General features: G+C 60.1%; 27 protein-coding genes. 16 read left to right on the top strand and 11 right to left on the bottom strand.

All coding sequences use genetic code 11. The features are described from left to right. Positions 1-2: 2 nt before the first annotated feature. The 5 genes from IQ26_RS14175 to IQ26_RS14155 all read right to left on the bottom strand — a co-directional run bounded on the left by IQ26_RS14175 (position 3) and on the right by IQ26_RS14155 (position 3,713). Positions 3-488: a DoxX family protein gene (locus IQ26_RS14175; protein WP_240547116.1), complete on the bottom strand. Its 486-nt coding sequence runs from the start codon at positions 486-488 to the stop codon at positions 3-5. Next, on the bottom strand, positions 488-1,273 hold the full coding sequence (locus IQ26_RS14170) for an HvfC/BufC N-terminal domain-containing protein (protein WP_145718167.1): 786 nt from the start codon (positions 1,271-1,273) through the stop codon (positions 488-490). Before IQ26_RS14170 ends, IQ26_RS14175 begins: the two co-directional genes overlap by 1 nt. Beyond that, positions 1,260-2,291 (bottom strand): MNIO family bufferin maturase, encoded by a 1,032-nt coding sequence (bufB, locus tag IQ26_RS14165; protein WP_145718165.1) that lies wholly within the window; start codon positions 2,289-2,291, stop codon positions 1,260-1,262. The genes IQ26_RS14170 and bufB overlap by 14 nt, the downstream gene beginning before the upstream one ends. A gap of 44 nt (positions 2,292-2,335) precedes the next feature. Continuing rightward, positions 2,336-2,605, bottom strand: coding sequence for a BufA1 family periplasmic bufferin-type metallophore (locus tag IQ26_RS14160; protein ID WP_145718163.1), 270 nt, complete (start codon positions 2,603-2,605; stop codon positions 2,336-2,338). A gap of 232 nt (positions 2,606-2,837) precedes the next feature. Then, positions 2,838-3,713 (bottom strand): patatin-like phospholipase family protein, encoded by an 876-nt coding sequence (locus IQ26_RS14155; protein ID WP_145718161.1) that lies wholly within the window; start codon positions 3,711-3,713, stop codon positions 2,838-2,840. 175 nt (positions 3,714-3,888) lie between these two features. Between IQ26_RS14155 and IQ26_RS14150 the strand changes: the two genes are divergently transcribed. From IQ26_RS14150 to IQ26_RS14100, 11 genes are all read left to right on the top strand, one after another. Further along, the gene (locus IQ26_RS14150) at positions 3,889-4,131 is read left to right on the top strand and encodes a hypothetical protein (RefSeq protein ID WP_145718159.1); all 243 of its coding nucleotides are present in this window, start codon (positions 3,889-3,891) and stop codon (positions 4,129-4,131) included. After that, entirely contained in the window at positions 4,128-4,403 is a 276-nt protein-coding gene (locus IQ26_RS14145; protein ID WP_145718157.1) for a hypothetical protein, read from the top strand. Before IQ26_RS14150 ends, IQ26_RS14145 begins: the two co-directional genes overlap by 4 nt. A gap of 244 nt (positions 4,404-4,647) precedes the next feature. Further along, positions 4,648-5,562, top strand: coding sequence for a LysR family transcriptional regulator (locus IQ26_RS14140; RefSeq protein ID WP_145718155.1), 915 nt, complete (start codon positions 4,648-4,650; stop codon positions 5,560-5,562). A 193-nt stretch (positions 5,563-5,755) separates the two neighbouring features. Continuing rightward, positions 5,756-6,256 (top strand): cupin domain-containing protein, encoded by a 501-nt coding sequence (locus tag IQ26_RS14135; RefSeq protein ID WP_145718153.1) that lies wholly within the window; start codon positions 5,756-5,758, stop codon positions 6,254-6,256. 92 nt (positions 6,257-6,348) lie between these two features. Next, positions 6,349-7,551 (top strand): MFS transporter, encoded by a 1,203-nt coding sequence (locus IQ26_RS14130; RefSeq protein ID WP_145718151.1) that lies wholly within the window; start codon positions 6,349-6,351, stop codon positions 7,549-7,551. Positions 7,552-7,658: 107 nt separating this feature from the next. Beyond that, positions 7,659-8,123: a DUF302 domain-containing protein gene (locus IQ26_RS14125; protein ID WP_145718149.1), complete on the top strand. Its 465-nt coding sequence runs from the start codon at positions 7,659-7,661 to the stop codon at positions 8,121-8,123. A 219-nt stretch (positions 8,124-8,342) separates the two neighbouring features. Continuing rightward, a complete protein-coding gene (locus tag IQ26_RS14120; RefSeq protein ID WP_145718147.1) occupies positions 8,343-9,125 on the top strand; it encodes a 3-hydroxybutyrate dehydrogenase in 783 nt (260 codons plus the stop codon). 27 nt (positions 9,126-9,152) lie between these two features. Continuing rightward, positions 9,153-10,310, top strand: coding sequence for a patatin-like phospholipase family protein (locus IQ26_RS14115; RefSeq protein WP_145718145.1), 1,158 nt, complete (start codon positions 9,153-9,155; stop codon positions 10,308-10,310). A gap of 44 nt (positions 10,311-10,354) precedes the next feature. Continuing rightward, on the top strand, positions 10,355-11,749 hold the full coding sequence (locus IQ26_RS14110; RefSeq protein WP_145718143.1) for an NAD(P)/FAD-dependent oxidoreductase: 1,395 nt from the start codon (positions 10,355-10,357) through the stop codon (positions 11,747-11,749). A gap of 19 nt (positions 11,750-11,768) precedes the next feature. After that, on the top strand, positions 11,769-13,115 hold the full coding sequence (locus IQ26_RS14105; RefSeq protein WP_240547115.1) for a dihydrolipoyl dehydrogenase family protein: 1,347 nt from the start codon (positions 11,769-11,771) through the stop codon (positions 13,113-13,115). Positions 13,116-13,256: 141 nt separating this feature from the next. Next, positions 13,257-13,961: a peroxiredoxin-like family protein gene (locus IQ26_RS14100; RefSeq protein WP_145718141.1), complete on the top strand. Its 705-nt coding sequence runs from the start codon at positions 13,257-13,259 to the stop codon at positions 13,959-13,961. Here IQ26_RS14100 and IQ26_RS14095 read toward each other — a convergent pair. Continuing rightward, positions 13,945-14,850: a LysR family transcriptional regulator gene (locus tag IQ26_RS14095; protein WP_145718139.1), complete on the bottom strand. Its 906-nt coding sequence runs from the start codon at positions 14,848-14,850 to the stop codon at positions 13,945-13,947. The two genes, IQ26_RS14100 and IQ26_RS14095, sit on opposite strands and share 17 nt — an antisense overlap. A gap of 332 nt (positions 14,851-15,182) precedes the next feature. After that, complete coding sequence (locus tag IQ26_RS14090) at positions 15,183-16,133, bottom strand: lipid kinase (protein ID WP_145718137.1); 951 nt, start codon at positions 16,131-16,133, stop codon at positions 15,183-15,185. Between the two features lie 539 nt (positions 16,134-16,672). On the opposite strand from IQ26_RS14090, the gene IQ26_RS14085 reads away from it, so the two are divergent. Continuing rightward, positions 16,673-17,029 carry a low affinity iron permease family protein gene (locus IQ26_RS14085; RefSeq protein ID WP_322791150.1) on the top strand — a complete coding sequence of 119 codons (357 nt, stop codon included), beginning with the start codon at positions 16,673-16,675 and terminating at the stop codon, positions 17,027-17,029. 420 nt (positions 17,030-17,449) lie between these two features. Here IQ26_RS14085 and IQ26_RS14080 read toward each other — a convergent pair whose 3' ends face one another. Beyond that, positions 17,450-17,650: a CsbD family protein gene (locus IQ26_RS14080; RefSeq protein ID WP_145718135.1), complete on the bottom strand. Its 201-nt coding sequence runs from the start codon at positions 17,648-17,650 to the stop codon at positions 17,450-17,452. 163 nt (positions 17,651-17,813) lie between these two features. After that, on the bottom strand, positions 17,814-18,077 hold the full coding sequence (locus IQ26_RS14075; protein ID WP_145718133.1) for a hypothetical protein: 264 nt from the start codon (positions 18,075-18,077) through the stop codon (positions 17,814-17,816). Between the two features lie 215 nt (positions 18,078-18,292). On the opposite strand from IQ26_RS14075, the gene IQ26_RS14070 reads away from it, so the two are divergent. Then, positions 18,293-18,571, top strand: a complete 279-nt coding sequence (locus tag IQ26_RS14070) for a DUF3606 domain-containing protein (protein WP_145718131.1) — start codon at positions 18,293-18,295, stop codon at positions 18,569-18,571. Positions 18,572-18,840: 269 nt separating this feature from the next. Next, positions 18,841-19,125, top strand: coding sequence for a DUF982 domain-containing protein (locus IQ26_RS14065; RefSeq protein ID WP_145718129.1), 285 nt, complete (start codon positions 18,841-18,843; stop codon positions 19,123-19,125). 40 nt (positions 19,126-19,165) lie between these two features. On the opposite strand, the gene IQ26_RS14060 is transcribed toward IQ26_RS14065, so the two are convergent. Next, positions 19,166-19,402: a DUF6894 family protein gene (locus tag IQ26_RS14060; protein ID WP_145718128.1), complete on the bottom strand. Its 237-nt coding sequence runs from the start codon at positions 19,400-19,402 to the stop codon at positions 19,166-19,168. Between the two features lie 197 nt (positions 19,403-19,599). On the opposite strand from IQ26_RS14060, the gene IQ26_RS14055 reads away from it, so the two are divergent. Continuing rightward, on the top strand, positions 19,600-20,319 hold the full coding sequence (locus IQ26_RS14055; RefSeq protein WP_145718126.1) for a Crp/Fnr family transcriptional regulator: 720 nt from the start codon (positions 19,600-19,602) through the stop codon (positions 20,317-20,319). A gap of 46 nt (positions 20,320-20,365) precedes the next feature. Here IQ26_RS14055 and IQ26_RS14050 read toward each other — a convergent pair whose 3' ends face one another. Further along, positions 20,366-20,692 (bottom strand): DUF768 domain-containing protein, encoded by a 327-nt coding sequence (locus IQ26_RS14050; protein ID WP_145718124.1) that lies wholly within the window; start codon positions 20,690-20,692, stop codon positions 20,366-20,368. A gap of 781 nt (positions 20,693-21,473) precedes the next feature. Between IQ26_RS14050 and IQ26_RS14040 the strand changes: the two genes are divergently transcribed. Then, on the top strand, positions 21,474-22,409 hold the full coding sequence (locus IQ26_RS14040; RefSeq protein ID WP_240547114.1) for an HWE histidine kinase domain-containing protein: 936 nt from the start codon (positions 21,474-21,476) through the stop codon (positions 22,407-22,409). The last annotated feature ends 32 nt before the right edge of the window (positions 22,410-22,441 follow it).

The raw sequence follows: 22,441 nt of genomic DNA, 5'->3' as shown, positions 1-22,441 counted from the left end.
TTTCAGGCTCTTCGTGCGAAAGCCCAATCAACCAACCGATCAAACGAGAAGGCACCGGCACCACGGGCCAGCACCAGCGACAGTAGCGACGCCCAAAGCAGGTGTTCGGCCCAGTTCTCCGGGAAAACGAAGATCTGGATCACCGAAACGACGCCGAGCAGCATGAGCGCGCCTAACCGCGACAATAGCCCGAGAAAGAGCAGCACCGAGCCAGTGATCTCGGCGGTCGTCGCCAGGGGCGCCGCGATCGATGGATCAACGAACGGCAGATTGTATTCGTTGGCGAACAGCTGCAGCGTTACCGGCCAGGATGCGAGCTTCGTCTGAGCGGACTGCCAGAACACATGTGCGACTGCGATTCGGGAAGCGAGCTGAACCAGTGAAAGCGGAATGCGTTCGGGTAGTTTGATAATACGCCTGTAGAAGCCGACAAGGCCAGCCGGGGTGAACGAAGAATATTCTGGTATCGCAGTCATGACTGTCTCCATCAGTTTGCAAGGGGATGCGTCGGGATCCGGACATCAGTGACGAGCCCGTCGCCGAACAGACGCACGAGCGCGGACACGAGATCGAACGCCGGATCGAGAGCGAGGGCGCGGGTTGTGGCGTGTTCCAGGCCGAGGCCGTGCTTCAGGGAATGCCTAAACGCGAAATTCGCTCGATCAAGCAGAACCAGGCGGACACTCTCACCGGCCCGCCACAACGCCACGCGTTCGGGACGCCTTTCCCAGGCGCTGTGCTGGTCGACCCCCGTCTCCTGCTGATGGGCTGTCCATACGGACAGGATCGACCAGTGCGAAACGATCAGCCGCAGGGATGGCTGCAGCACGATATCGGGCGAAGGCCCCAGATCGGTGCCGTCATATTCCGAGAGGGTTCGGGGTGGATACGAAGCCGCGTCGAGCGCTTCGGCAATGGCCCATTCGAGCCGCGCCGTTTCAGCCACGACCGGCATATCGGAAAGCGTGTCGATCGTTTTCAGGAAGCGTGGGAAGCCGGCGCCATAGCGCGCCAGCCGGGACTCCACAGGCGGATGGCGTCGAATGAACTCGCTCGCCACGAAACGAAAGAAGCGCTCGTCGACCAAGCGAACCGTGACGGGAAAGACCGCCATCAGCACTGCGGTAAGCGAACTGCGCGTGTTGTTCTGGTAGATACGCAGGCGGGCCAATGGATCGGCTTTGCCGGCGGTTAGCATTTTCGCGGTGACCATTGGTTCCATGGCGAGCACCGAGCGCGCCATGGTGGTCTGCAGGTGTTCAAGCGGCAGCATGGTATCCCCTCTCTATTGGCGGCATCGCCGCAGGCATGGCCGGTCCAGCCTTGGCGGCAGCAAATGCCGCAAGCACGGGCATGCCGCTCCTCATGTCACTTTCGAAGGGGAGGAGGTTGGATATCGGCCGGGGCTTGGCTGTCGTAGTTTGTCTCGCGGCCTGCTTGCGGTTGAACATGATCGAAGCGGAGAGCATGTCGGCCCACATGGCTTCGCCCAGCAGCACATCGAGAACCGGGACATCGGTATCCCATTCGATAAGCGTCGGGCGCGGTCCGAGCCGGTCTATGGCATGATGGTAGAGCGTCCAGACGACCGGCGGCACGCGTGAGCCATGATCGTCGATAAGCACGGTGTCGGCTCCGACCTGATTGGTCGCATGGCCGGCAAGGTGGATCTCGCCGATGGAGTCGGCCGGCAGCGCGTCGATGAAGGCTTTTGCATCATATTGCAGGTTGTGCGCCGAAACCTGCACATTATTCACATCCAAGAGCAGGCCGCAGCCGGTCCGTGTCACGAGTTCGGCCAGGAACTCTGCCTCGTTCATCGAGGAATCTGCAAAGGCTAGATAGGCGGATAAGTTCTCGATGAGCACCTGTCGCTTTAACACGTCCTGGACGGTCTCGACGTTGCGTGCCACCACCGCCAATGCCCCCTCGTCATAGCGCAGCGGCAGCAGGTCATTGAGATAAGCGCCGTCGGCTACGCTCCAGGCGAGATGCTCCGAGACGAGATCTGGCTGGAAGCGCTCGCAGACCTTGCGCAGCCGCTCCAGATGATCGCGGTCCAATCCTTGTGCGCTGCCCAGTGACAGCCCAACGCCATGCACCGACAGCGGATAGATCTGGCGCAGCCTCTCCAGCGCCTCGACGCCGGCGCCATCTCCCATATAGTTCTCGCCATGCACTTCGAGCCAGCCAGCGGAGGGCCTGCGGGTCAGCATCTCGCTGATGTGGGGAGAGCGAAGACCGATGCCCGCGGTTGCGGGGATCGCGAGGGGTTGAAACGCACGGCACATCGGTCTGCTCCCTTCCAAAGGGGTTGGCTCGAAGTCTGGATCGCTCAGGCTTTCGGCTTGTCGCTGCCGCCGGTGATCCTGGCGCAGCTGCCGGCAGGCAGGTAAAGCCAGGAATCCGGCTGGTTGTCGGCGGTCGCGGTGCCGGCACAGGAATGCGTTGCGGTCTGGCAGTCGTTCTGGCCGGCCTTGACGACGCCGTAGCATTTCTCGAAGGCGAAGTCGGGCTGGGCGGCGGGGCCGCTGTAGGCGGCCGTGGCGGCCAGCGAAGTGGCAGCCGCGAGGGCCGATCCAATGAGGGTTTTGGCGTTGATCACAGTCGTGTCTCCTGGTTGCGTTTCGAGGGAAAGACTGACCTTGCGGCCTGTCTGCAAGCAGTGTCCCTGATCAGAAGGCCGAGCTGAAATGCTGTCTCGGCATGGATTTGATACGCGGTCACTATGTTGAAGAGGCCCCAAGCAAAAAAGCCCTCCGGCGGGGAACCGGAGGGCTTGGCGCCTGCATTCGTGAACAGGGCGAAGCAGGCGCGGCTAGGCGGGAGGGAGGCGCCTAGACGTATCGGTTTTTGTTATCGACGGCAGAGCGTTCGCCCACAAAGAGGTGATCGGCCAGAAGCCAATCATCGGCTCTTTCCCGTCCTCTGTCACGCATGTCGGTCAACTCACCCCAGTCGGTCCAGGGTCTCAAGAATAGCGCTGCGCCAGCCCGGTTCCGACCGTCGAAGATGGTGTGAATCTGTGTGGGCTTCATTGCACCATGACCGGCGGCGAGGCGACAAGCCCCGCACGGCGTCATGGATGTGGAGGGCTTGCTGGCAATGATCAGCCGATGACCGGCTTCAGCCGGCTGGACCGGTGGTAAACCCGAAAGGTCGCCGTCGCCCCAATAGGTGTCGCCGTCGATCTCCACGGCCGGGAAGAGGAATGGGATTGTGGCCGCCGCCACGATCGCGTCGATCGACAATTGATCGCTGGTGAAGATCTTCACAGCATCGGTGCGGGCATTTGAAGCCAGGATGCTGAGTTTCACCGGGCAGCTATTCTTACGAATCTCCGCAATGTCGATTGACTGTTCCAGAATCGATCTCAGCGGACTGGCTGTATCGGCTGCGAACATCGATGCGTGACTGACGCGTCGCCAGAAGTTGGTAAGCGCCGTCCGTGCGCCACGCCGATCGCCCAGAGCCAGGCCATAGGCCAGAACCGCCGCCTCCATCGCACCGAAACCGGACGCGGTGATGTTGCCGAAGCAAAGGCCGTGCTCGTCCAACAGGCGGTCCAGCACGCCCCAGACAAATGCACCGTGTGCGTCGCTTGTCAGGACAATGTCGATGAGTTGCCCGTCGTCCACCGCAGGTCTTGCGCCGGCAATGACGGCGTTGTTGTTTTCAGTTCCGGTCTGGACATGCATCTTTTTGGTCTCCATCCCAAAAACGCCGGCCAGGGCGTCATATGGAGAGATTGCCGCATCATCCCCTCAGGGCGAAATGCCAAGGTGGCATGAACTCCATAGGCAGATTGCATTGGCTGCAATTCCGCGCGGCAAGGTTTGTAAGGCAGGCAAAAATCCGCCTGCAACGACACGGCAATGAGCACGCGTCATGCCGGTTCTGCGCGAACGTGCTCGCCTTGGGCGGCGCCAATTAGCGGTTGTGCCGCCAAGCATCCATGGGATGCAGAAGCGGCATAAACTCCATACGCAGATGGCATTGGCGGGTTGGCGGTCGATCGCAGCAACGTTTCGTCTCGGCAAGCAGGAACCGCAGGTTTTTCGATTGCTGCCGATCATTACCGCGGCCGTCGATGGGACGATCGCCCAACCTCAGAGAAGGATCATGCCATGAATATCAAAGCTATCTGCCTCAGCGCCTTTGCCCTTTCCATTCTCGGCAGCGTCGCGTTTGCCGGGGGGCTCGACGAACCATCCAACATGCAGCCGTTTTACGCCGATGCGGGCATGAAGACGATGAAGTCGGACAGAGAGTTCAAAGCAGCCTGGAATGCGATGTCGAAGGACAAGCGGAACGCGATGAAGAAGGAATGCAACGACGCGGCGATGAGCAAGCCGTATGCCGAGTTTTGCGTCAAGGTCCATCAGCTTGGCGGCAACAGCTAAACGCCGCTTGGCCTTTTCCGCTGCAGAAGCGAGCATGATGGCGAGCAATTTGCTCGCCATCATCGTTTTTAGGTCAGCCTGAGCGGAACTCTAGCCGTGGCGAAGCAATCCGCACCTTGACCTCAGATGGCATCATGACGGGCCGCTATCGACTTTATAGCGGCAGTGCATTGGCACGACGGGACGCTTTGCGGCAGGCTCCGAAGCCAGCATATGAACCGTATGCAGTTCGGGGACAATCGGCATGGACATCCATCACATCCGCTATTTTCTTGCTGTCTGCGAGACACGAAACTTCACGCGCGCCGGGGAAAAGTGCAACGTCACCCAGCCGGCGCTATCGCGAGCCATCCAGCAGCTCGAGGACGAGGTCGGCGGCCTGCTGTTTCGCCGCGAACGAAATCTGACCCACCTTACCGATCTGGGCGTGCTGCTGCGACCCCGTTTCCAGCAGATCCTCGACGAACTGACCGGCGTTCGGCAAGAGGCATCAAGGTTTCTCTGTCTGGAAAATGCGAACCTCAAGGTTGGTGTCATGTGCACCATCGGTCCGCGCCGGTTCACCGGGCTGCTGGCCGACTTCAACCGACGTCAGCGGGGTATCCAGCTTCAACTGGTAGAGGGCGTGCCGGCATCGCTTTCCCAACTGCTCGAATCAGGCGAGATCGACGTCGCCATAATGGCATCGAGCGACAGCTTTCCGGAACGCTTCGACGTGACGCCGCTTTATCGCGAGCGCTTCGTCCTGGCATTTCCCAACGGCCATAGATTGGCCCGCAACGACAATGTTTCCATTTCCGAACTCGACGGTGAAAACTATCTCAGGCGTCTCAACTGCGAGTATCGCGATCATCTTGCCGGCCTGTGCAACGATCGCGGCGTGAAGCTCAGGATTTCCTACGCCAGCGAGCGCGAGGACTGGATCCAGAACATGGTTTCCGGAGGCCTCGGAATCTGCTTCATCCCGGAGTTCAGCGCGGTGATCCCGGGCTTGCAAGTCCGGCCCGTTATCGACCCCGAAGTCTGGCGGGAGGTATCCCTCGTCGTTGTGGCGGGACGTCGGTTCTCACCCGCGGCATTGGCCTTCGTAAACAGCGTGAAGGCGCATGGCTGGCCGGAAAGTGCCATACCTTTGGCAACCCGCAAGACAGCGGCCTGAAGCATAGTCGAAGAGTTTCCATTCTCGCGGCATGCTTTCTCGCACCTCCTATGTGTCGGCACGAGTGGCTTACTATAGTTTTCAGGTATGGAATTGAGAGCCAGGCAGCATTTCTCTTTCTTCCCGGACCTGGTCACTCTCCTTGTCATGCCCCGCCTCCCGCGTTTGGGCACCGACAAAGGAGAAACAAGATATGGCTTCCAAAGCAATCCCATTCAGCGCGCCACTTAATGTGGCGCTGGCACTCGGCCTTCTTTCCGCAACCGCGGCGTTTTCCGTCGCGCCGGCTTTTGCAGGAGATTGCCCAGCCGGCCAGGCCGCGACCATCGACATCCAGGATCATCCCAGCAAGCCGGTTGGCGTTACCGACGAAGTCCTTTCGGCCATCGATCTGAGCCCGAAGGGCGAGGCCTGGAAAGGTAACATGCTGCGCTTGCGCAAGCTCGTCGTGCAGCCGGGCGGTGTCGTGCCCTGGCATGAGCACACCGTTCGTCCCGCCAACATCCTCGTGGTGGAGGGCTCAATCACCGAATACAGCAGCACCTGCAAGGTGGGAATTGACCACCAGGCTGGCGACGTGACCGCCGAGTTCGGTCAACTCGCCCATTGGTGGAAGAACAACGGCAAGGTTCCGGCGGTGCTCTATTCGGCCGACGTCCTGCCGCCGGCGATGCACGACGACCACACGATGTGAGCCGCGCCCCGCGGTGAGCAGATACCAGTATCAGCAACTGAAAGCGCGTCCTCGGGTGATCGCCTGGGGACGTGTGGCCACGGAGCCCTATCATGACGACCAGTGAACACACCGAACCGACGCGGCTGCGCATGGTTGCCACGGGCAGCTGGCGCTTCGGCATCATCGCTGTGATCGCCTTCCTGACACTTGTCGATCTCTTCGCCACCCAGGCAATCCTGCCTTCGCTGGTGATAAAGTTCGGCGTCAGCCGTGCCACGATGGGCTTTGCTGTGAATGCCAGCACTTTCGGCATGGCTGTGGCCGGCATTGGGGTGGCGCTTTTTGGCAGGAACCTCGATCGCCGCAACGGCATTTGGATCAGCCTCGCGGTGCTGGCGATACCGACTACGCTGCTGTCACAAACAGACAGCATCGTCGTCTTTGCCCTGCTGCGTGTCGTCCAAGGCTTGTGCATGTCGACCGCGTTCACGCTGACGATGGCCTACCTGGCCGAGCATTTTTCCGCGCGGCAGACGACAGCGGCGCTTGCGGCCTATGTGACCGGCAATGTTGCCAGTAACTTCTTCGGCCGCCTTATGTCGGCCGCCGTCGCCGATACGTTTGGCATCTCCACCAATTTCCTGACGTTCGCCGCCCTCAATCTGATTGGCGCGGCTCTTGTCTGGCTCACGCTGCAGAAGACCTCCGCGATGATGTGCGCCGACGCGACAGGAGAGCCTGCCCGCGCGGCCTGGAAGAGCCTGCTGAAGAACGCCGAGCTGCGCGCCTGTTTCGCGATCGGTTTCCTGATCCTCTTCGTCTTCATAGGCACTTTCACCTATGTCAACTTCCAGCTCGTCGCCGCCCCGCTATCGCTATCGCCGATGGCGCTGGGACTGGTGTATTTCGTCTTCCTGCCCTCGATGCTGACCACGCCGCTCGCCGGGCGCGTCGCTGCGGGCCTCGGCCCAAGGATCGGCATCGGTGCAACGCTTGCGCTGGCGATCCTGGGTTTGCTTCTGCTGCTCACGAGTCGCCTTCCCATTGTTCTCGGTGGGATGGCGCTGGTCGCCATTGGCACCTTCCTGGCGCAGGCAATAGCGACAGGACACGTCAGCCGGACCGCTTCGCGCGACCGCGCCGCCGCCAGCGGCATCTACCTTGCTTCCTACTATGCAGGCGGGCTCGCCGGCAGCTTCGTCATTGGACAGATCTATGACCGGATCGGCTGGACCGCATGCGTGGCCGTGCTCGTAGCAGTCCTCGCCGGCGCGATCGCGGTCGCGCGGTCGTTGAAGTCGCCGACCGCCTGACGATCGGGAATTCGTCGACTGCAAGGCGACCTATCTAAGGCGGGAATGAATAAGGATATCAATGCAATAGCCAAAATCCATGCAACCCACCACCAAAGGAGACTGACATGACCACCTACCTGAAAACCTTGATTGCCTGCGCCGCCATGCTGATGGCGATTGTCGTCCCGGCTGCCGCTTCGGATGGCGTCGTCACGGTGAAGAGCGACTATTCCATCGCGGAGACAGTTGCCCGCATCAAAAAGGACGTCCTCAAGAAGGGCATCAAGTTTTTTGGCGTCATCGACCAGGCAAGCCTTGGCCAGAATGCCGGCAATGATGTCAGGCCGTCGCGGCTGGTGATGTTTGGCAATCCGGCGCTCGGCACGACCTTCATCACGTCCAATCCGCAAGCCGGTCTCGACTGGCCGGTCCGCGTGCTGGTCTACCAGGCCGCAGATGGTTCAGTTTATGCCGCCTACAGCGATTTCGACTGGATCGCCAAGCGGCATGGAATTACCGACCGCGCGCCGCAGTTCAAGATGGCGACCGAGGTCATTCAGTCCGTGACCTTGACGATCAGAAAGAACTGAGGGTGGACATGTGCCAGAGAGCCGCCGCCCGGGCATGCGAGGCCGGCGCCGAGCTGATGATCTGACCGTCGGCTATCGAATCCATGTCTCAACGGCATTTCCGCTGCTTCGAGCGGTTCGCCATACTTGCTCCAGAACTCAAGACCTGGGCGCGGAAGCCTGTTGCTCGCAGCCGTTTGCCGGCACTTCCGGTCGCAGCTCCAACCGAAGGAAACAACGATGCTCAGAGGAAAGACAGCACTCATCACAGGCTCGACGAGCGGCATCGGCCAAGGGATCGCCGAGGCCTTTGCGGCCAAGGGCTGCAATATTGTGCTCAACGGATTCGGCGATGCCAAAGAGATCGAGAAATTACGCGTCAGGATTGCTGCCGACCATAGGGTCACCGTTCGCTACGACAATGCTGACATGAGCAAGGGCGGGGCGATCACCGCGATGATGGACAAGGCAATCGCCGAGTTCGGCGCCGTCGACATCCTCGTCAACAATGCCGGCATTCAGCATGTCGCGCCGATCGACGACTTTCCGATCGAGAAATGGGAGGCGGTCGTGGCGATCGATCTGATGTCGTCGTTCTACACGATCCGGCGCGCCCTGCAGGCGATGAAGGAGCGCAAATGGGGCCGCATCATCAACGTTGCGTCCGCTCACGCCCTTGTCGCCTCGCCATTCAAGTCCGCCTATGTCGCCGCCAAGCATGGGGTCGCCGGCCTGACCAAGACGGTCGCGCTGGAAGTCGCCGAGCAGGGCATCACAGTGAACGCGGTCTGCCCTGGCTACGTGCTGACACCTCTGGTCGAAAAGCAGATTCCCGACACGGCCAAGGCACGCGGGATCACTGAGGAACAGGTGATCAAGGATGTGCTTCTGGCGGCGCAGCCGACAAAGCAGTTCGTGACCGTTTCCCAGGTTGCGGCGCTCTGCCTGTTCCTGGCTTCGGACGACGCGGCCTCAATCACCGGTGCGATCATGCCGATCGAAGGCGGCTGGACCGCTCATTGAAATGCGGCAACGAGGAGCGAAAAGACAATGAACAAGATCACCCGAAATCCTTCGACGTCGGAACCTGCGCCGGAGGCCAGCCGTGTGGCCGATGGTTCCATCCAGCGCCAGACCGTGTTGGTCCTCCAGGGCGGTGGCGCGCTCGGAGCCTATCAGGCCGGCGTCTATCAGGCGCTCGTTGAAGGCGGGATTGAACCGGATTGGGTCATCGGCACCTCGATCGGCGCCATCAACGCGGCATTGATTGCCGGAAACGAGCCGCAAGACCGCCTGCCGAGGCTGCGCGAGTTCTGGGACGGCGTCAGCCGAAGCAGCCCGTTCGATGAGTTTTTCCGGATGATGGTTCCAAGCAACATCTTTGCCAACATGGGCACGGTGATGCACGGCATACCGGGGTTCTTCGAACCGAACCTAAGCGCCATGTTCGGGGTGAATCGCGAAATTGGTGTGGAGAATGCATCGTACTACACCACCGATCCGCTCAAAAGGACCCTGAGCAACCTGATCGACTTCGATTATCTCAATCGGCGCTACACGCGCCTGACGGTCGGCGCGGTGAACGTCAACACCAGCGAACTCAAATATTTCGACAGCCGCGAGATGACGCTGTCGCCGGCGCACATCATGGCATCGGGCGCCTTGCCCCCGGCGTTTCCGGCGGTTTGCATCGACGGCGAGCCCTATTGGGACGGCGGCATCTATTCCAACACGCCCATTGAAGTCGTGCTCGATGCCCGGCCGCGGCGTGATGCGCTGATCTTTGCCGTCAACATGTGGCAGCCCCGCGCCACCGAGCCGAAATCGATCTGGCAGGTGATGGGGCGGCAAAAGGACCTTCAATACGCCAGCCGAGGCCGGAGCCACGTGGCCCGGCAGGAGCAACTGCATCGTCTTCGGCACGTCGTTCGCGAAATGGGAAAGCTGGTCCCCGAGGAGCGGCGCGAGGATCCGATGTTCAAGGAACTCGCGTCCTACGGCTGCCCTTCGGTCATGCACCTGGTTCGGCTGCTTTCACCGCGCCTCGACGGCGAGGACCACACCAAGGACATCGACTTCACCCGGGCAGGCATCCGCACGCGCTGGCTGGCAGGGCACGAGCATGGAATGCGCGTTCTCTCGGAGAAGCCGTGGGAATGCGACGTCGACATGCTGCAAGGCATCGTCATCCACGAATCGCAAGAGTGATTTTTTGAGCGCGGCGAGGCCGACGAAAGTGACGGAGAATACCGATGCAGATCATCACTCCGGGAATACGACTGGTTCCAGAAGCAGTGCTCGCCAACAACGCCGCAATTTTCCGCACGATACCGGAGACACCATCCCATGCGGATAGCTCGCTCCATCGCGTGGTCATCGTCGGTGGCGGTGCGGGCGGACTCGAACTGGCAACACGCCTCGGCCGCAAGTTCGGCAAGCGGCGGCTTTCCGTCACGCTCGTCGACCGCAATCGCACCCATGTCTGGAAGCCGCTTCTGCACGAGGTCGCCTCAGGCGCACTGAGCGCATCCAACGATGCGGTGGAATACATCGCCCACGCCAGTCGCCACCACTATCGATACCGAATCGGCGAGGTCGTCGGCATCGACCGCGCCAGGCGCCAGGTCTTTGTCGCGCCAAGCTTCGATGACGATGGCTGGCAAATCATCCCGCCACGTGTGCTGGGCTACGACACGCTGGTGCTGGCCGTCGGTAGCGTCAGCAACGATTTCGGCACGCCAGGGGCGGCCCGCCACGCAATCGCGCTCGATTCGGCCGATCAGGCCGCCCGATTCAACAACCGCATGATAGACGCATGTCTGCGCGCCAATGCGCAATACGAACAGCTGTCGCCAGGCCAGCTCCATTGCGTCATCGTCGGTGCCGGAGCGACCGGCGTCGAGCTGGCCGCGGAGCTGCACAAGTCGATGCGGGAAATTGCGTCGCACAACCTCGACAATATCGATTTCGAAAGGCTGATCCGCATCACCATCGTCGAGGCGGGGCCGCGTATCCTGCCGGCTTTGCCTGAACATCTGGCACTCGCCTCGGCGCACCTGCTTCGTCATCTCGGCATCCAGATACGGTGCGGGATCAAGGTCACCGAAGTGACGGAAGACGGCGTCAGGCTCGGCGAGAAGCTGTTTGTGCCGGCCGAGCTCGTCGTCTGGTCCGCTGGGATCAAGGCGCCGGATTTCCTGAAAAATCTCGATGGCCTCGAGACTGATCACATCAACCGCCTGCTCGTGAATGCGACATTGCAAGCCAGAGGGGACGAGAACGTGTTTGCGATCGGCGACTGCGCGAGCTGTGTCTTGCCCGGCGAGGACAATCCCTTGCCACCGCGCGCCCAGACAGCCCATCAACAGGCTGATCACCTGGTCAAGGTGGTCGCCGCGCGTCTCAAGGGACGGGCCGTGCCGGCATTCCGTTACCGCGATTACGGCTCCCTTGTTTCGCTGGCCGACTACGGCTCGTTTGGCACTCTGATTGGTGGACTGAAGATCGAAGGCCTGCTTGCCCGGCTGATGTATCGCTCGCTCTACAAAATGCATGTCAAGGCGGTGCACGGAACTTTGAAGACCGCGCTGGACACGATCGCCGGGATCCTGGCGCAACGCACCAAACCGCGAGTCAAACTGCATTGATCTCGGGAGGGCAACACGGGTGGAAAAATATGATGTCGTGATCCTCGGCGGGGGCAATGCGGGGATGGGTGTGACGGTGACCACGCGCGCTGCCGGGATGTCGGTGGCCATGATAGAGGCACGCGACCTCGGCGGCACTTGCCCCAATCGTGGCTGCACGCCGAAGAAGGTCCTCGTCGCGGCGGCCCACGCGCTCCATGGGATCGAAGAGGCCGATCGGCACGGGATCACGGTCGATACGCCGAGGCTCGACTGGCGAGCCCTGATCGACCGTGAAAAGGATATGATCAGGGACATTCCCTCCCGCCTGTCCGGATTGATGGCCGAGCGCGGCGTCGATGTCATCGTCGGCGAGGCCGCGTTCATCGGCAGCAATACCATCAGCGTCGACGGTCGCGAGCTTGAAGCCAGGAACATCGTCATCGCAACCGGTTCGAAGCCGCGTTCACTGCCAATTCCAGGCGCCGAGCACCTGACCATTTCGGACGATGTCCTGAACGACCCGGTGCTGCCCCGCGCGGTGGTGTTCGTCGGCGGCGGCGTCATTGCCTTCGAACTGGGCCACGTTTATGCGCGCGCCGGCGTCGACGTGACGATCCTCGAGTCACTGCCGCATCTGCTCGGAGGTTTCGACGCCGACGCCGTTGCCCGGATCCGTGGCGCGAGCGAACGCATAGGCATTCGTATCCGCACACTGGCCTGGGTCAAGAGGATCGACAAGGTCGACGGACGGTTGCGCGCCACCTTTGTGGCGGATGGCGTCGAGTGCTCCGTAGATGCGGACAGGGTTGTGAATTGCGCCGGACGTGTCGCCAACGTCGAGGGGCTCGATCTCGGCGCCGGCGTCATCGCGCATCGCGAAGGCCGCATCGACATCGATGATCATCTGCGCTCGCGTTCCAATCCTGACGTCTACGTCTGCGGCGATGCGGTGTGGAATTCTCCGCAGCTTTCGCCAGTAGCGACCTATGAGGGCGGCATCGTCGGCCGAAACATCGTCGATGGGCCGAGACACCGGCCGGACTACGGCCAGATACCGGCGTGTCTCTACACGGTCCCCGCCCTGGCCAGCGTCGGGCTGACCGAGGCCAAAGCGAAAGAGCAAGGCCTTGGCGTCAGGGTCCATGTGAACGACATGCAGGGCTGGCTATCCGCGAGGACCTATGCCGAGACCGTCGCGTGGTCGAAGGTCATTGTCGAGGAGACCGCGGACAGGATCGTCGGCGCCCACATGGTGGGCCATGCCGGCGAAGAGCTGATCCATCTTTTCGCGCTAGCTATGAAACACGGCATCACGGCATCGCAGCTATCGGACATGGTCTACGGCTTCCCCACTTTCGCCTCGGATGTCAGGAACATGATGTAACGAAATGAGCTGAGGCCGCGAACAGAATATGAACCTCGCTTGTGCTCGATGCACGCAGGACATCGAATCCATGCAAGAAAAGCATGATCGTGGCCGAGGGGTTTCGATGATAGGCTGCATGCAAGCTATGAAAGAGCAGAAATGGCCGCCGACGACCAGACAATGACACTTGAACAGTCCGTGCAGGCTGCCGTCGAACTCGATGCGCCGTTGAATGAGCGGCTGGAGGTGGTCGCAAGGGCTGTTCGCCGACTCAACGGCGATTTTGCCGATGCGGTCGACCGCCTGGTGTCACGCCTGCAGGAGCAGGGGGCAGGGACGATGGCGCCGGCGCCTGGCGATCTCATGCCAACCTTCCTCCTGCCTGACGACAGCGGCAAACTGATCGGATTGGCGGACCTACTGAAGCAGGGGCCGGCAGTAATAATCTTCCAGCGGGGTCACTGGTGCCCTTATTGCCGCTTGAATGCGATCGGGATCGTAGAGGTCCAGGAGGAGATTGCCGCACTGGGTGGCCAAGTGGCGGTGATCATGCCCGAACGACGCAAATTTGCGAAGGCGATGAAGACTACGGTAGGTGCCCAGTTTCCATTCCTGACCGACATGGACAATGGCTATGCGCTCTCACTCAACCTCGCTATCTGGGTCGGGGCTGAAATGGAACGGTTGATGGGAGTTGGATATGATCTCCCTAGCTATCAGGGCAACAGCAGCTGGTTCCTGCCGATCCCGGCGACTTTCATCGTCGGCACGGACGGGCGGATTACAGAGCGCTTCGTCGATCCCGACTACCGCCGGCGAATGGACATCGACGACCTGATTGCTGCGCTCAAGCGGGCTCGCTAACGCCAAATGGCGACCAGTCGGTCGATCGCAACAGGTTGAGCAGCGTCGTGGCGACTGGCGAACGATGCCGGCCAGCGACCGCGTAGACGGCGACCACGCGCGAAATGTCGACATCCCGCAGCTTGAGTCTGCGGACACTCGAAGACCGCGGCGCTGTCGTGGAGACGAAGCCCACACCGGCGTTGGCCTCCAGCAGCGCCAGTAGGTCGTGGTCAGTCTCGACCTCATGGGCGGCCTGAGGCGTGAACCCTTTCGCAGCGAGGCGACGCGACAGCTCCTCGCTTGTTTCCCAATCGATCCGGCTGAGCACCGGTTCTCCGGCAAGCTGATTGAGCGCAACGTCGGATTCGTTGCGACGGGCAAGCGGGTGATCGGAATTCACCACCAGCTCGATCTCCTCCTGGAAGAGCGGCCAAGTGTCGAGCCGATCCCAAGCCGCCCCCAGCGGGCCGGCCACCGCCAATTCGACGGCACCATTCTTGAGCGCATCGACGACAGCGGTCGGCGAACCGCGACTGATCTTGAGATGCACACCGGGATAAGCCCGAAAAAGCTCCGTAAACGGCGAAACCAGCAGCGCTATGTTCACGCTGCTGGAAATGGTGACATTAAGCGGTGCCACGTCGCTGCTTTGCACTGCTTTGGCGAGTGATTTGGCGGACGTGGCGGCATCATAACATTGCTGCAGCAAAGGCAGCATGCGCCGGCCAAGTTCGGTCAGGTGAGAATGCTGGCGCTCGCGCCGAAGGAGCTCTCCACCCAGCTCGTCCTCAAGTGTCTTGATGGCGCGGGTCAACGCCGGTTGCGTAACGTTGCACTCTTCGGCTGCCCTAGTGAAGTTCAAAGTGCTGGACAGGGCCAGAAAATAGCGGACCTGCTGCATTTCCATGAAACTTCGCCCCCTCAGCGAAATCCGATTCGTCAGCAATAGCTAATTTGCGCCTATGCTAACGCAACAAGAGGCCGAGGCAAAGGCAGGAGCACGTTTCCTCAGATGTTGGCCGATTTCGACTTACTGATTGAGGTCATTTAGATGCTCGTCACAATGTTACAAAGTTCCTTGCAAGTTATTGATTTTATTGACATGAATCAGAGTTCAATCCTCTCTCGCAGCACCAGATTCCCGAATGCTTTCTCTGCACCGCCGCATGAGTCCCGCGACCAGGAGATCGCCGGTCTCGGCCGTCGTATCGATGAAATCCGCCAAGATGCCGGCGCGGTCTATGACACGCGCGACGTGATCATCGGGCGTTGCCAACGAGGTGATACGGCTTGGCGCGCCAAGGCGCGTGGCGGAGCGAGGACCGAGATCGCCTTCGGCAGAACCTTGAAATGGGCAGGCGTCGAGGTGACGATCTCACCATCCGTGTTAACCGGCATTGACTTTTTTGTCTCGATGTCGAATTCGATGCACCTGGCCGTGCGCACCTCACGCCAGGCACCATGCGTTCCAGAGCGGAACGAGCGGACCATCAGCGCCAGCTTCCACAGGTTCGTCATCTCCAGGCTATAGAGGTCGAGATGTCCGTCATCGATCTCGGCCGTCTCTTCCACCACGTTGCCGCCGCCGTAATGCACTCCGTTTCCAACCGCGATCTGGTAGGTTTCGGCCTCGATCGCCGCACCTTTTTCGGTGATTTTCGCGTGGAACCGCACGGCCTTGGTCAACACTTTCATCGCCGCCAACGCATACCCAAGCCTGCCGAAACGCTTCTTCAGAGCGGGGTCGAGGCCCTGCGCCAGTTCGGTGCTCAGTCCGATGCTCGCGACGTTGAAAAAGGCATGCCCATTGACGGTGCCGACATCGATCCGTCGGGTTCTGCCTCGCACGATCACGTCGGTCGCATGCAGCAGATTTGTCGGGATGTGGAGCGTGCGCGCGAGGTCGTTCGCCGTTCCCATCGGGATAATGCCCATCGGCAGGCCGCTTTCCGCCACCGCCATCGCCGCCGACGACACCGAACCGTCGCCACCACACACGATCACAAGATCGGCCAGGTGGCGCAAGCGTACAATGTCGCGTGCAAGCTCGGGCAACGCCTCGAACGTCTCCACGGTAACGGAAAGCCCGCCAGCCTCCAGCCGCTCGATAATTGGCGTCATCGGCTCATGGCCGCGCCGCGCCTTGGGATTGACGAGCAGCAACGCGCGTCTGTTAGTTGTTTTGTTCATTCAGAGTTGGGCCGGATGGTTCATGGCCCACGCACATAGGGTGGCTGCCTGCAGATTTCGACCCCAACCGTCGCTTCTTGACCTCCCGCGAGGTTCCCGCCGCAGGGAGCTAGGCCGCCCCCCACTATGCTTGAGACCTTCTGAACCGACACAAGTTTCACGAGGCAGCCTGCCGCACTACCCCAGCATAAGTGGAATGGCGCCTTCGCCAACTCCAGGGATGCATGCCCGATCATCTTGTCTAACCGAAGGGTGCTGCGGAGCTTTTGCGTTCAGCCGGCCCGCGCCGGCACCCGCCGACTGCTGGGCGCCCAAAAGCCGGCACGACGACCTCACGCAACAAAGCGCGCCGGCCCGCGTTCATTAGTCATGACAAACGTATCTCCACTGGCCGCCGACTACCGCCAGGCGACACGGCGAACAGGTCGGGCATGAGAGCGACCATTTCCATTCCTGTCCGACATGCGGCCAACCGGTAGATGCGCGCCGCAGGTCATCTGGCATGACCAACCGGGACACGCTCCGCTCGAAATCGATTCTTGATCGGACATAGGAGACCGCTGCAAATGATAAGCAATCAAGTCAGGAGCGCCATTACACATATTGGCACGCTGACATCGCGCCCGCAGGCGTTTCTGATCTTCTTCGCCTACGCCGGCCTCTGGCTCATCTTCGATCGGCGCAGCGTGGACTGGCACGCCATTGCGACACTGGCGACCTGGGCGATGACGCTATTCATCCAGCGTGCCGAGCAACGCGACACACAGGCGCTACACGCCAAACTGGACGAATTGCTTCGCGCGATTGGTGAAGCGGACAGCGAGACCGCAAGAATCGACGACAAGGAACCGGAAGAGATCGAGGCCCAGCGGGAGCAAAAACAGCAAGACGCTTGAGCAGGGTGGTCCAGCACCGTTATTGGTTGCAATCAGACAGCAGGGAATCGACTGCCGGCTGGCTGATTACCGTCGATGCCGGCACGATCACTGATCGGACGTCTGTTCCGCAAATCCCGGTTCGGAGATTTCCGTGACTGCCCGATCTTATGGGGTGCCCAGCCGCTATCGCAGACCCAAAAAGCTCAAAATGGCTATGACGATCACGACGGCGCCGACCAGCCAGATAATGTTGTTCATCGTTACGCTCCTTCGCCTCTGGGCCACGCCCGAAACGTCGGGTCGAGGTTGGCTACGCACCTAGAACATTAGATACGACTAAAAGTTCCTTGCCGGTCGTGGCTATGGTGGATTACCAGTTGCGCCACAAATTGGCGGGCTACGCGCCGAGCTTCCGGCCGGACTGAGTTGGATCCAGCGTTAGGGGAGCCTTCTCGACCAGTCGTCTATCTGGCGCTCTGCCTCTTCCTTGGCGATTCCATACCGCTCCTGAATACGTCCTGCGAGCTGGTCACGATTGCCCTCGATGCGATCAAGGTCGTCGTCCGTGAGGTCGCCCCATTGCTCCTTGGCCTTGCCTTTGAACTGCATCCATTTTCCCTTGATCTGATCCCAGTTCATGGATTCCTCCTTTGTTGTGCAAAGGAAATGCAAATGGACACCATATGTTCCGGAGTATCGGATCGCCTATGATGTTTGTTGTTGGCGTCGCGGCAGAAAGCCGCCGGCCGGGCCAGCGATCCGCGCTTGAAATCGCATTCGAACGAAAGTTCCCTCGGCGGGATCAGCTGGCGCGCGCCAAGGCGATCGATATGACGTTATCTGCATCCGCCTCCGGTAGATCGAACAGCATCGGGAGTTGGCGGGTCATGGCCATTTCAACGATCAATTCTTCAATGGAAGTTGTCGGCAGGTCGGTCTTGACACTATGCGAGATCATCGAGGCAAGCTTGTGGACTGGCACTGGCGCCGACTTGGCCCGGTCGTCGAGCAACCTGCTGATTTCGATTACAACGTCTGCGTCAATGCTCTTTGGCAATTCGCGCACGGCTCTTCCTCCCTGCCCACATCATGCGCGTGCCAGAGGGCTGAGTCTCGAAAAATCGACAATGAACTCAACCGAAGGCGCGTTGGTCCGTTTGGCCCGGCGTTCGGGTCTGCGGCGAAAGCACAGGTGCGCTGGTGTCGCATGCGGCAACGAAATCGCTCCTTTTGCGTTGGCCACCATACATCGTGAGCAATGGTGACCAAAGGAGAGTAAGCATGACAGCCGACGCGGCGAATCTCTATCCCCGCCACCGGGATCGGATTTCCGGCAGCGAGGATTACGTAGTAAGGCAATTTGCCCGGCAAAACGGCATCACCCCAGCGCAAGTCCATCAGTTGATCAAGAAATATGGAAGCAACCGCGCCAAGCTGGTGGCCGCGGCGAAGGAACTTCGCGCGTCGCTTCGATCGGATATCCCTAAGGCCTTGCCAGCCTCCGGGCGCCGCGCCGGACGCCTCATCGCCGGCGCCATAAATGGCTTGGAAACGCGGTGAAGAGACTGCTGAAGACAATCCTCCCGACGACTGCGCTTCAGACCGTTCAATCCTGGCCTCTGCAGCCAGCTTCCGTTCGCGATCAGAGGACCAGAGCAGCAACTTCCATAGCGGGTTTCCTGGGTCTTTTGAAGATTTGGCCCTGAGTGGGCACCCGCCCGCACAGTAAGTGTGAAGAGTGCGATTGGTGCGATGAAACAGACGTTTTCGGATGCAACTAGTCCGCGCCGGTCGCGTTATGTCGAACTCGCAAACGGAGTTGGTGCACGATGGGCAAGTTTCTACCGCTTTCGATCTGCTTTGTAGATGGACGCTCGATGCAGGTGTCGTCAATCAGCGAGGCTGAGAAAGCATTGGCCGGGCACTGGCCGAAAAAAGAGGCAGACGCCTACAGGGAGGCGGCTCGCCTTCTCGCTGCGGCAAGGGACGGTATCTGTACGCCGGATACCGCCTTCCTTGCGTTTGAGAAGGCGGCTCGGCAGCAATGTCTGCTTAAACCCCGGAAGTCGAGCGCGGGTCTTCGGATATTGGATTCTCTGAGCGCACCGAACTAGGCGCGAGCTTGGTTGCGCCTGCTTCCAACGCCGTTGGTTCCTAACAACTCCAATCTGATGTCAGGGTGAGTGACGCCTCGAAAATTTGCCGATCCCCGTCGGTTCGGATTTTGACGGTGATCTTCACCAGATCGACATCCGGCATCTCGTCGTGTGCGATGTCGTGCAATATCCGAAGCGCCTCTGCTCTCGCTCGGTCGGGCGTCTCGAACAATTGCCCCTCGGCATCCCTTTCTGGACCGTCGGCGTTGTAGACGTCAAAATAGAAGCGCTGCATCTTCGGAAACCCCGACTGATATCGTGGGCTAATTCGCGTTGATCGCCATTGTTCCGCAGCGATGGCATTTCAGTAGGATGGGGTGCATTGTTGTTAGGGTACGCCATTTTCCGAAAGCCTTGAGGTCCCGAAGCCGCGCAGTATGCTTCCAATTACCCTCGGCGATCGGCGTTCAGGCGCGATTGCTGGAGGTCAGGATGCTTGAGTCCCTATTTCTCAACCTCGGTCAGCACGATGCCCTTTCCGACCGGGAAAAGGCCTTGTTGGCCGGCGTCATGTCGTTCGAGAAGGATTTTTCGGCCGGACAGGACTTGGTTTCGGAGGGATCTAGGCCAACCTACAGCACGTTGATTCTTGAGGGTCTGGCCGCCCGCTACAAAGTGCTCGAGGATGGCGGTCGGCAATTTACCTCATTGCAGGTGCCGGGCGATTTTGTGGACCTTCACGCCTTCCTGCTGAAAACGATGGATCATGGCATCGTGGCGCTGTCGCCCTGTCGAGTGATTGTCGCAGAGCACAGCCGCCTGCGGGTCATCACAGAGGAAGCTCCACATCTGACCAGGCTGTTATGGCTTGATACGCTTGTAGACGGCGCGATCCACCGCGAGTGGATCGTGGCCATGGGGCGGAGGTCGAAGACAGCGCATCTTGCCCACCTTGTCTGCGAGCTTTTCGTGCGCCTGCAGGTCGTGAAGCGCGCCAACGGCATGAGTTTCCACCTACCACTGTCACAGGCCGAGCTGGCCGATGTGCTTGGCCTGTCGGTTGTTCATATGAACCGGGTTATCGGCGCGTTGCGTAAAGTTGGGGTGATAAGCTGGGCGAATTACACTGTGACCATCTTGAACTGGCACCGGCTGCAGGAAATCGCCGAATTCGATCCAACCTATCTCAGCATGGTGCGGGAGCCGCGGTGAAATGCTTAGCTGAGGTGCTTGTCGGATCTTCGGAGGAATGCTGCTGTCATGGAACCCCTGCGCGCCCTCTGTCGGGTCGACATAAGGCATGGATAATCACTTCGCGAACGCGTCCGATCTCTTCACCGATCTCGCCGATGGCGATGCCCTCTGCGTCCGCCGCCCCGGTCTCATCAGCCAAGTCCATTGCCGCCAGCATTGGATCTTTGACTGGCCCTTCAGGCGTTGATATCCAGCGGTATGAGAAATCGGCGCCGCGTGTGCACATGGCACGGTAATGTAGCTGCGCCAATTCGGTTTCGTCACCAACATTTGATATAGGCAGGATTTGTATATCTGCGTACACGGTCCGTATGGGCAAGATAAAGAGCATCCCCGACTCCGCCTCCGAGAACCACTCCTATGAGGTTGAGTTTTTTGCGAAAAAGCATGGTCTCTCGCTAAAAGCCGCGAGGGTCATTCTTTATTCTAACGGGCCGTCGCGGACTATGTGTGACGCGGCGGCGAAGGCGTTCGTTGCGGCTGTTGCTGCCAGGGGGGGAAAGACAATGCGCGTCGCGTCGACTGCCCCAATTTGCGGAGGATCTGAACCCTGATGCATGTTCGGTAAGCCCCGGCACCGGTTCAACTAAAGCACCGGACAGGCCACCGAACGTGTCGCGACCGCTTCGATTTCGGAGGTGGGATTCCACGTCGACGGCTCCTACACACAGGCCTAAGCCATGTCGATCCGCACCCCCATCCCAGTTCTTGATCCACGTCAACCAGCATTGTCGCACGATGATCTAAGATTCAAATATCGGCCTGTTGGCTTCAGCGAAGGATCAAGCTCGTAACTTGCTTTAGATGGGAGATCGAAACGGGCTGGAACCTGACGCGCAAGTCAATGAAGTGCCATGCCGAAGTGTCTCAAACCGTCTGCCGGAAGAGAATTTTTCACGCGTTATGATCAGCGTGCTGTGGCGAGGGACGTCGTGCAAAGAGTAAGCTTCAAGTTCCTGGAGTCGGCTGGGGAAATGGCTTCCGCTGTGCGCGCCTATGACTGGGCTTCAACGTCGCTTGGCCCCATCGAGTGTTGGGGCGCGTCGCTAAGGACGGCCGTGGGCATTATGCTGAGCTCTGCCTTCCCAAAATGCATCGTCTGGGGACCCGAATTGGTCACGATCTATAACGACGCATTCCGACCGCTCCTGGGCGACAAGCCCGAAGCGTTGGGCAGGCCGTTCTCGGAAGTTTGGGCCGAGGCGTGGGACACCATTGGGCCGATCGTAGACAGGGCATACGCGGGCGAAGCCACGTTCATCGAAGACTTCCCTCTCGTCGTCGATCGGCATGGCTATCCGGAGCAGGCCTGGTTCACGTTTTGCTACAGTCCCATCCGCGACGCGGAAGGCAGGGTCGCCGGTATGATGGACACGGTTATCGAAACGACGGGTAAGGTCAGGGCCGATCAGAACTCCCGCCTTATCAATGCCGAGCTCGCCCATCGCATCAAGAACCTACTGGCAATGGTATCCGCCATCGCCAACCAGACATTCCATTCGGCTTCATCCATGGAGGAAGCTAAGGCCACGCTTGGCAAGCGTCTCTCGGCACTAGGAGAAGCTCACTCAGTCTTGGCGGAAGGGAGCTGGGGCGGTGCGTCTGTAAGAGCCGTCATCGAAAGGGTTCTATCCCCGTTCCGAAGCGTTGGGGGCCGCATCAGCATGGAAGGTCCGCCTCTCGACCTTGCAGCTAGGCAGGCGCTGTCGCTGGGTTTGGCGATCCACGAGTTGGCCGCGAACGCCTCCAAATATGGAGCGCTGTCGGACGATTGCGGGCGAGTGACCATTTCGTGGAAGATCGGCAGGCCTGGTTCGGACGAAGAGTTTCGTCTTGTTTGGGAGGAGCAAGGAGGCCCCGTCGTTGCCGAGCCCAAACGTCGCGGCTTTGGTTCACGTCTGATCGAGAAAGCACTGGCAGGGGAGTTTCACGGTAAGGTGCGCGTTCACTATGCTCCGGAAGGACTTAGATGTGAGCTGTCCACCACGATGGTCAACATCCGCATCGAGGCCGCAGAGTTGGAAATTCCTTCTGCAAGAGCAGACTAACGCGCCGAGTTCAGGGATAGGAGCGGTGTGCT

The organism is Mesorhizobium tianshanense (assembly GCF_007830515.1).
Taxonomy (GTDB): Bacteria; Pseudomonadota; Alphaproteobacteria; order Rhizobiales; family Rhizobiaceae; genus Mesorhizobium; species Mesorhizobium tianshanense.
This window is presented reverse-complemented; position numbering and strand designations above follow the sequence as displayed.

Bases quoted from the DNA above. Each gene is read 5' to 3' on its own strand.
- IQ26_RS14175 (WP_240547116.1), bottom strand. From the start codon at position 488: ATGGAGACAGTCATGACTGCGATACCAGAATATTCTTCGTTCACCCCG.
- IQ26_RS14170 (WP_145718167.1), bottom strand. From the start codon at position 1,273: ATGCTGCCGCTTGAACACCTGCAGACCACCATGGCGCGCTCGGTGCTC.
- bufB (WP_145718165.1), bottom strand. From the start codon at position 2,291: ATGTGCCGTGCGTTTCAACCCCTCGCGATCCCCGCAACCGCGGGCATC.
- IQ26_RS14155 (WP_145718161.1), bottom strand. From the start codon at position 3,713: ATGGAGACCAAAAAGATGCATGTCCAGACCGGAACTGAAAACAACAAC.
- IQ26_RS14150 (WP_145718159.1), top strand. From the start codon at position 3,889: ATGCCGGTTCTGCGCGAACGTGCTCGCCTTGGGCGGCGCCAATTAGCG.
- IQ26_RS14145 (WP_145718157.1), top strand. From the start codon at position 4,128: ATGAATATCAAAGCTATCTGCCTCAGCGCCTTTGCCCTTTCCATTCTC.
- IQ26_RS14140 (WP_145718155.1), top strand. From the start codon at position 4,648: ATGGACATCCATCACATCCGCTATTTTCTTGCTGTCTGCGAGACACGA.
- IQ26_RS14135 (WP_145718153.1), top strand. From the start codon at position 5,756: ATGGCTTCCAAAGCAATCCCATTCAGCGCGCCACTTAATGTGGCGCTG.
- IQ26_RS14130 (WP_145718151.1), top strand. From the start codon at position 6,349: ATGACGACCAGTGAACACACCGAACCGACGCGGCTGCGCATGGTTGCC.
- IQ26_RS14125 (WP_145718149.1), top strand. From the start codon at position 7,659: ATGACCACCTACCTGAAAACCTTGATTGCCTGCGCCGCCATGCTGATG.
- IQ26_RS14120 (WP_145718147.1), top strand. From the start codon at position 8,343: ATGCTCAGAGGAAAGACAGCACTCATCACAGGCTCGACGAGCGGCATC.
- IQ26_RS14115 (WP_145718145.1), top strand. From the start codon at position 9,153: ATGAACAAGATCACCCGAAATCCTTCGACGTCGGAACCTGCGCCGGAG.
- IQ26_RS14110 (WP_145718143.1), top strand. From the start codon at position 10,355: ATGCAGATCATCACTCCGGGAATACGACTGGTTCCAGAAGCAGTGCTC.
- IQ26_RS14100 (WP_145718141.1), top strand. From the start codon at position 13,257: ATGGCCGCCGACGACCAGACAATGACACTTGAACAGTCCGTGCAGGCT.
- IQ26_RS14095 (WP_145718139.1), bottom strand. From the start codon at position 14,850: ATGGAAATGCAGCAGGTCCGCTATTTTCTGGCCCTGTCCAGCACTTTG.
- IQ26_RS14090 (WP_145718137.1), bottom strand. From the start codon at position 16,133: ATGAACAAAACAACTAACAGACGCGCGTTGCTGCTCGTCAATCCCAAG.
- IQ26_RS14080 (WP_145718135.1), bottom strand. From the start codon at position 17,650: ATGAACTGGGATCAGATCAAGGGAAAATGGATGCAGTTCAAAGGCAAG.
- IQ26_RS14070 (WP_145718131.1), top strand. From the start codon at position 18,293: ATGACAGCCGACGCGGCGAATCTCTATCCCCGCCACCGGGATCGGATT.
- IQ26_RS14065 (WP_145718129.1), top strand. From the start codon at position 18,841: ATGGGCAAGTTTCTACCGCTTTCGATCTGCTTTGTAGATGGACGCTCG.
- IQ26_RS14060 (WP_145718128.1), bottom strand. From the start codon at position 19,402: ATGCAGCGCTTCTATTTTGACGTCTACAACGCCGACGGTCCAGAAAGG.
- IQ26_RS14055 (WP_145718126.1), top strand. From the start codon at position 19,600: ATGCTTGAGTCCCTATTTCTCAACCTCGGTCAGCACGATGCCCTTTCC.
- IQ26_RS14050 (WP_145718124.1), bottom strand. From the start codon at position 20,692: ATGCTCTTTATCTTGCCCATACGGACCGTGTACGCAGATATACAAATC.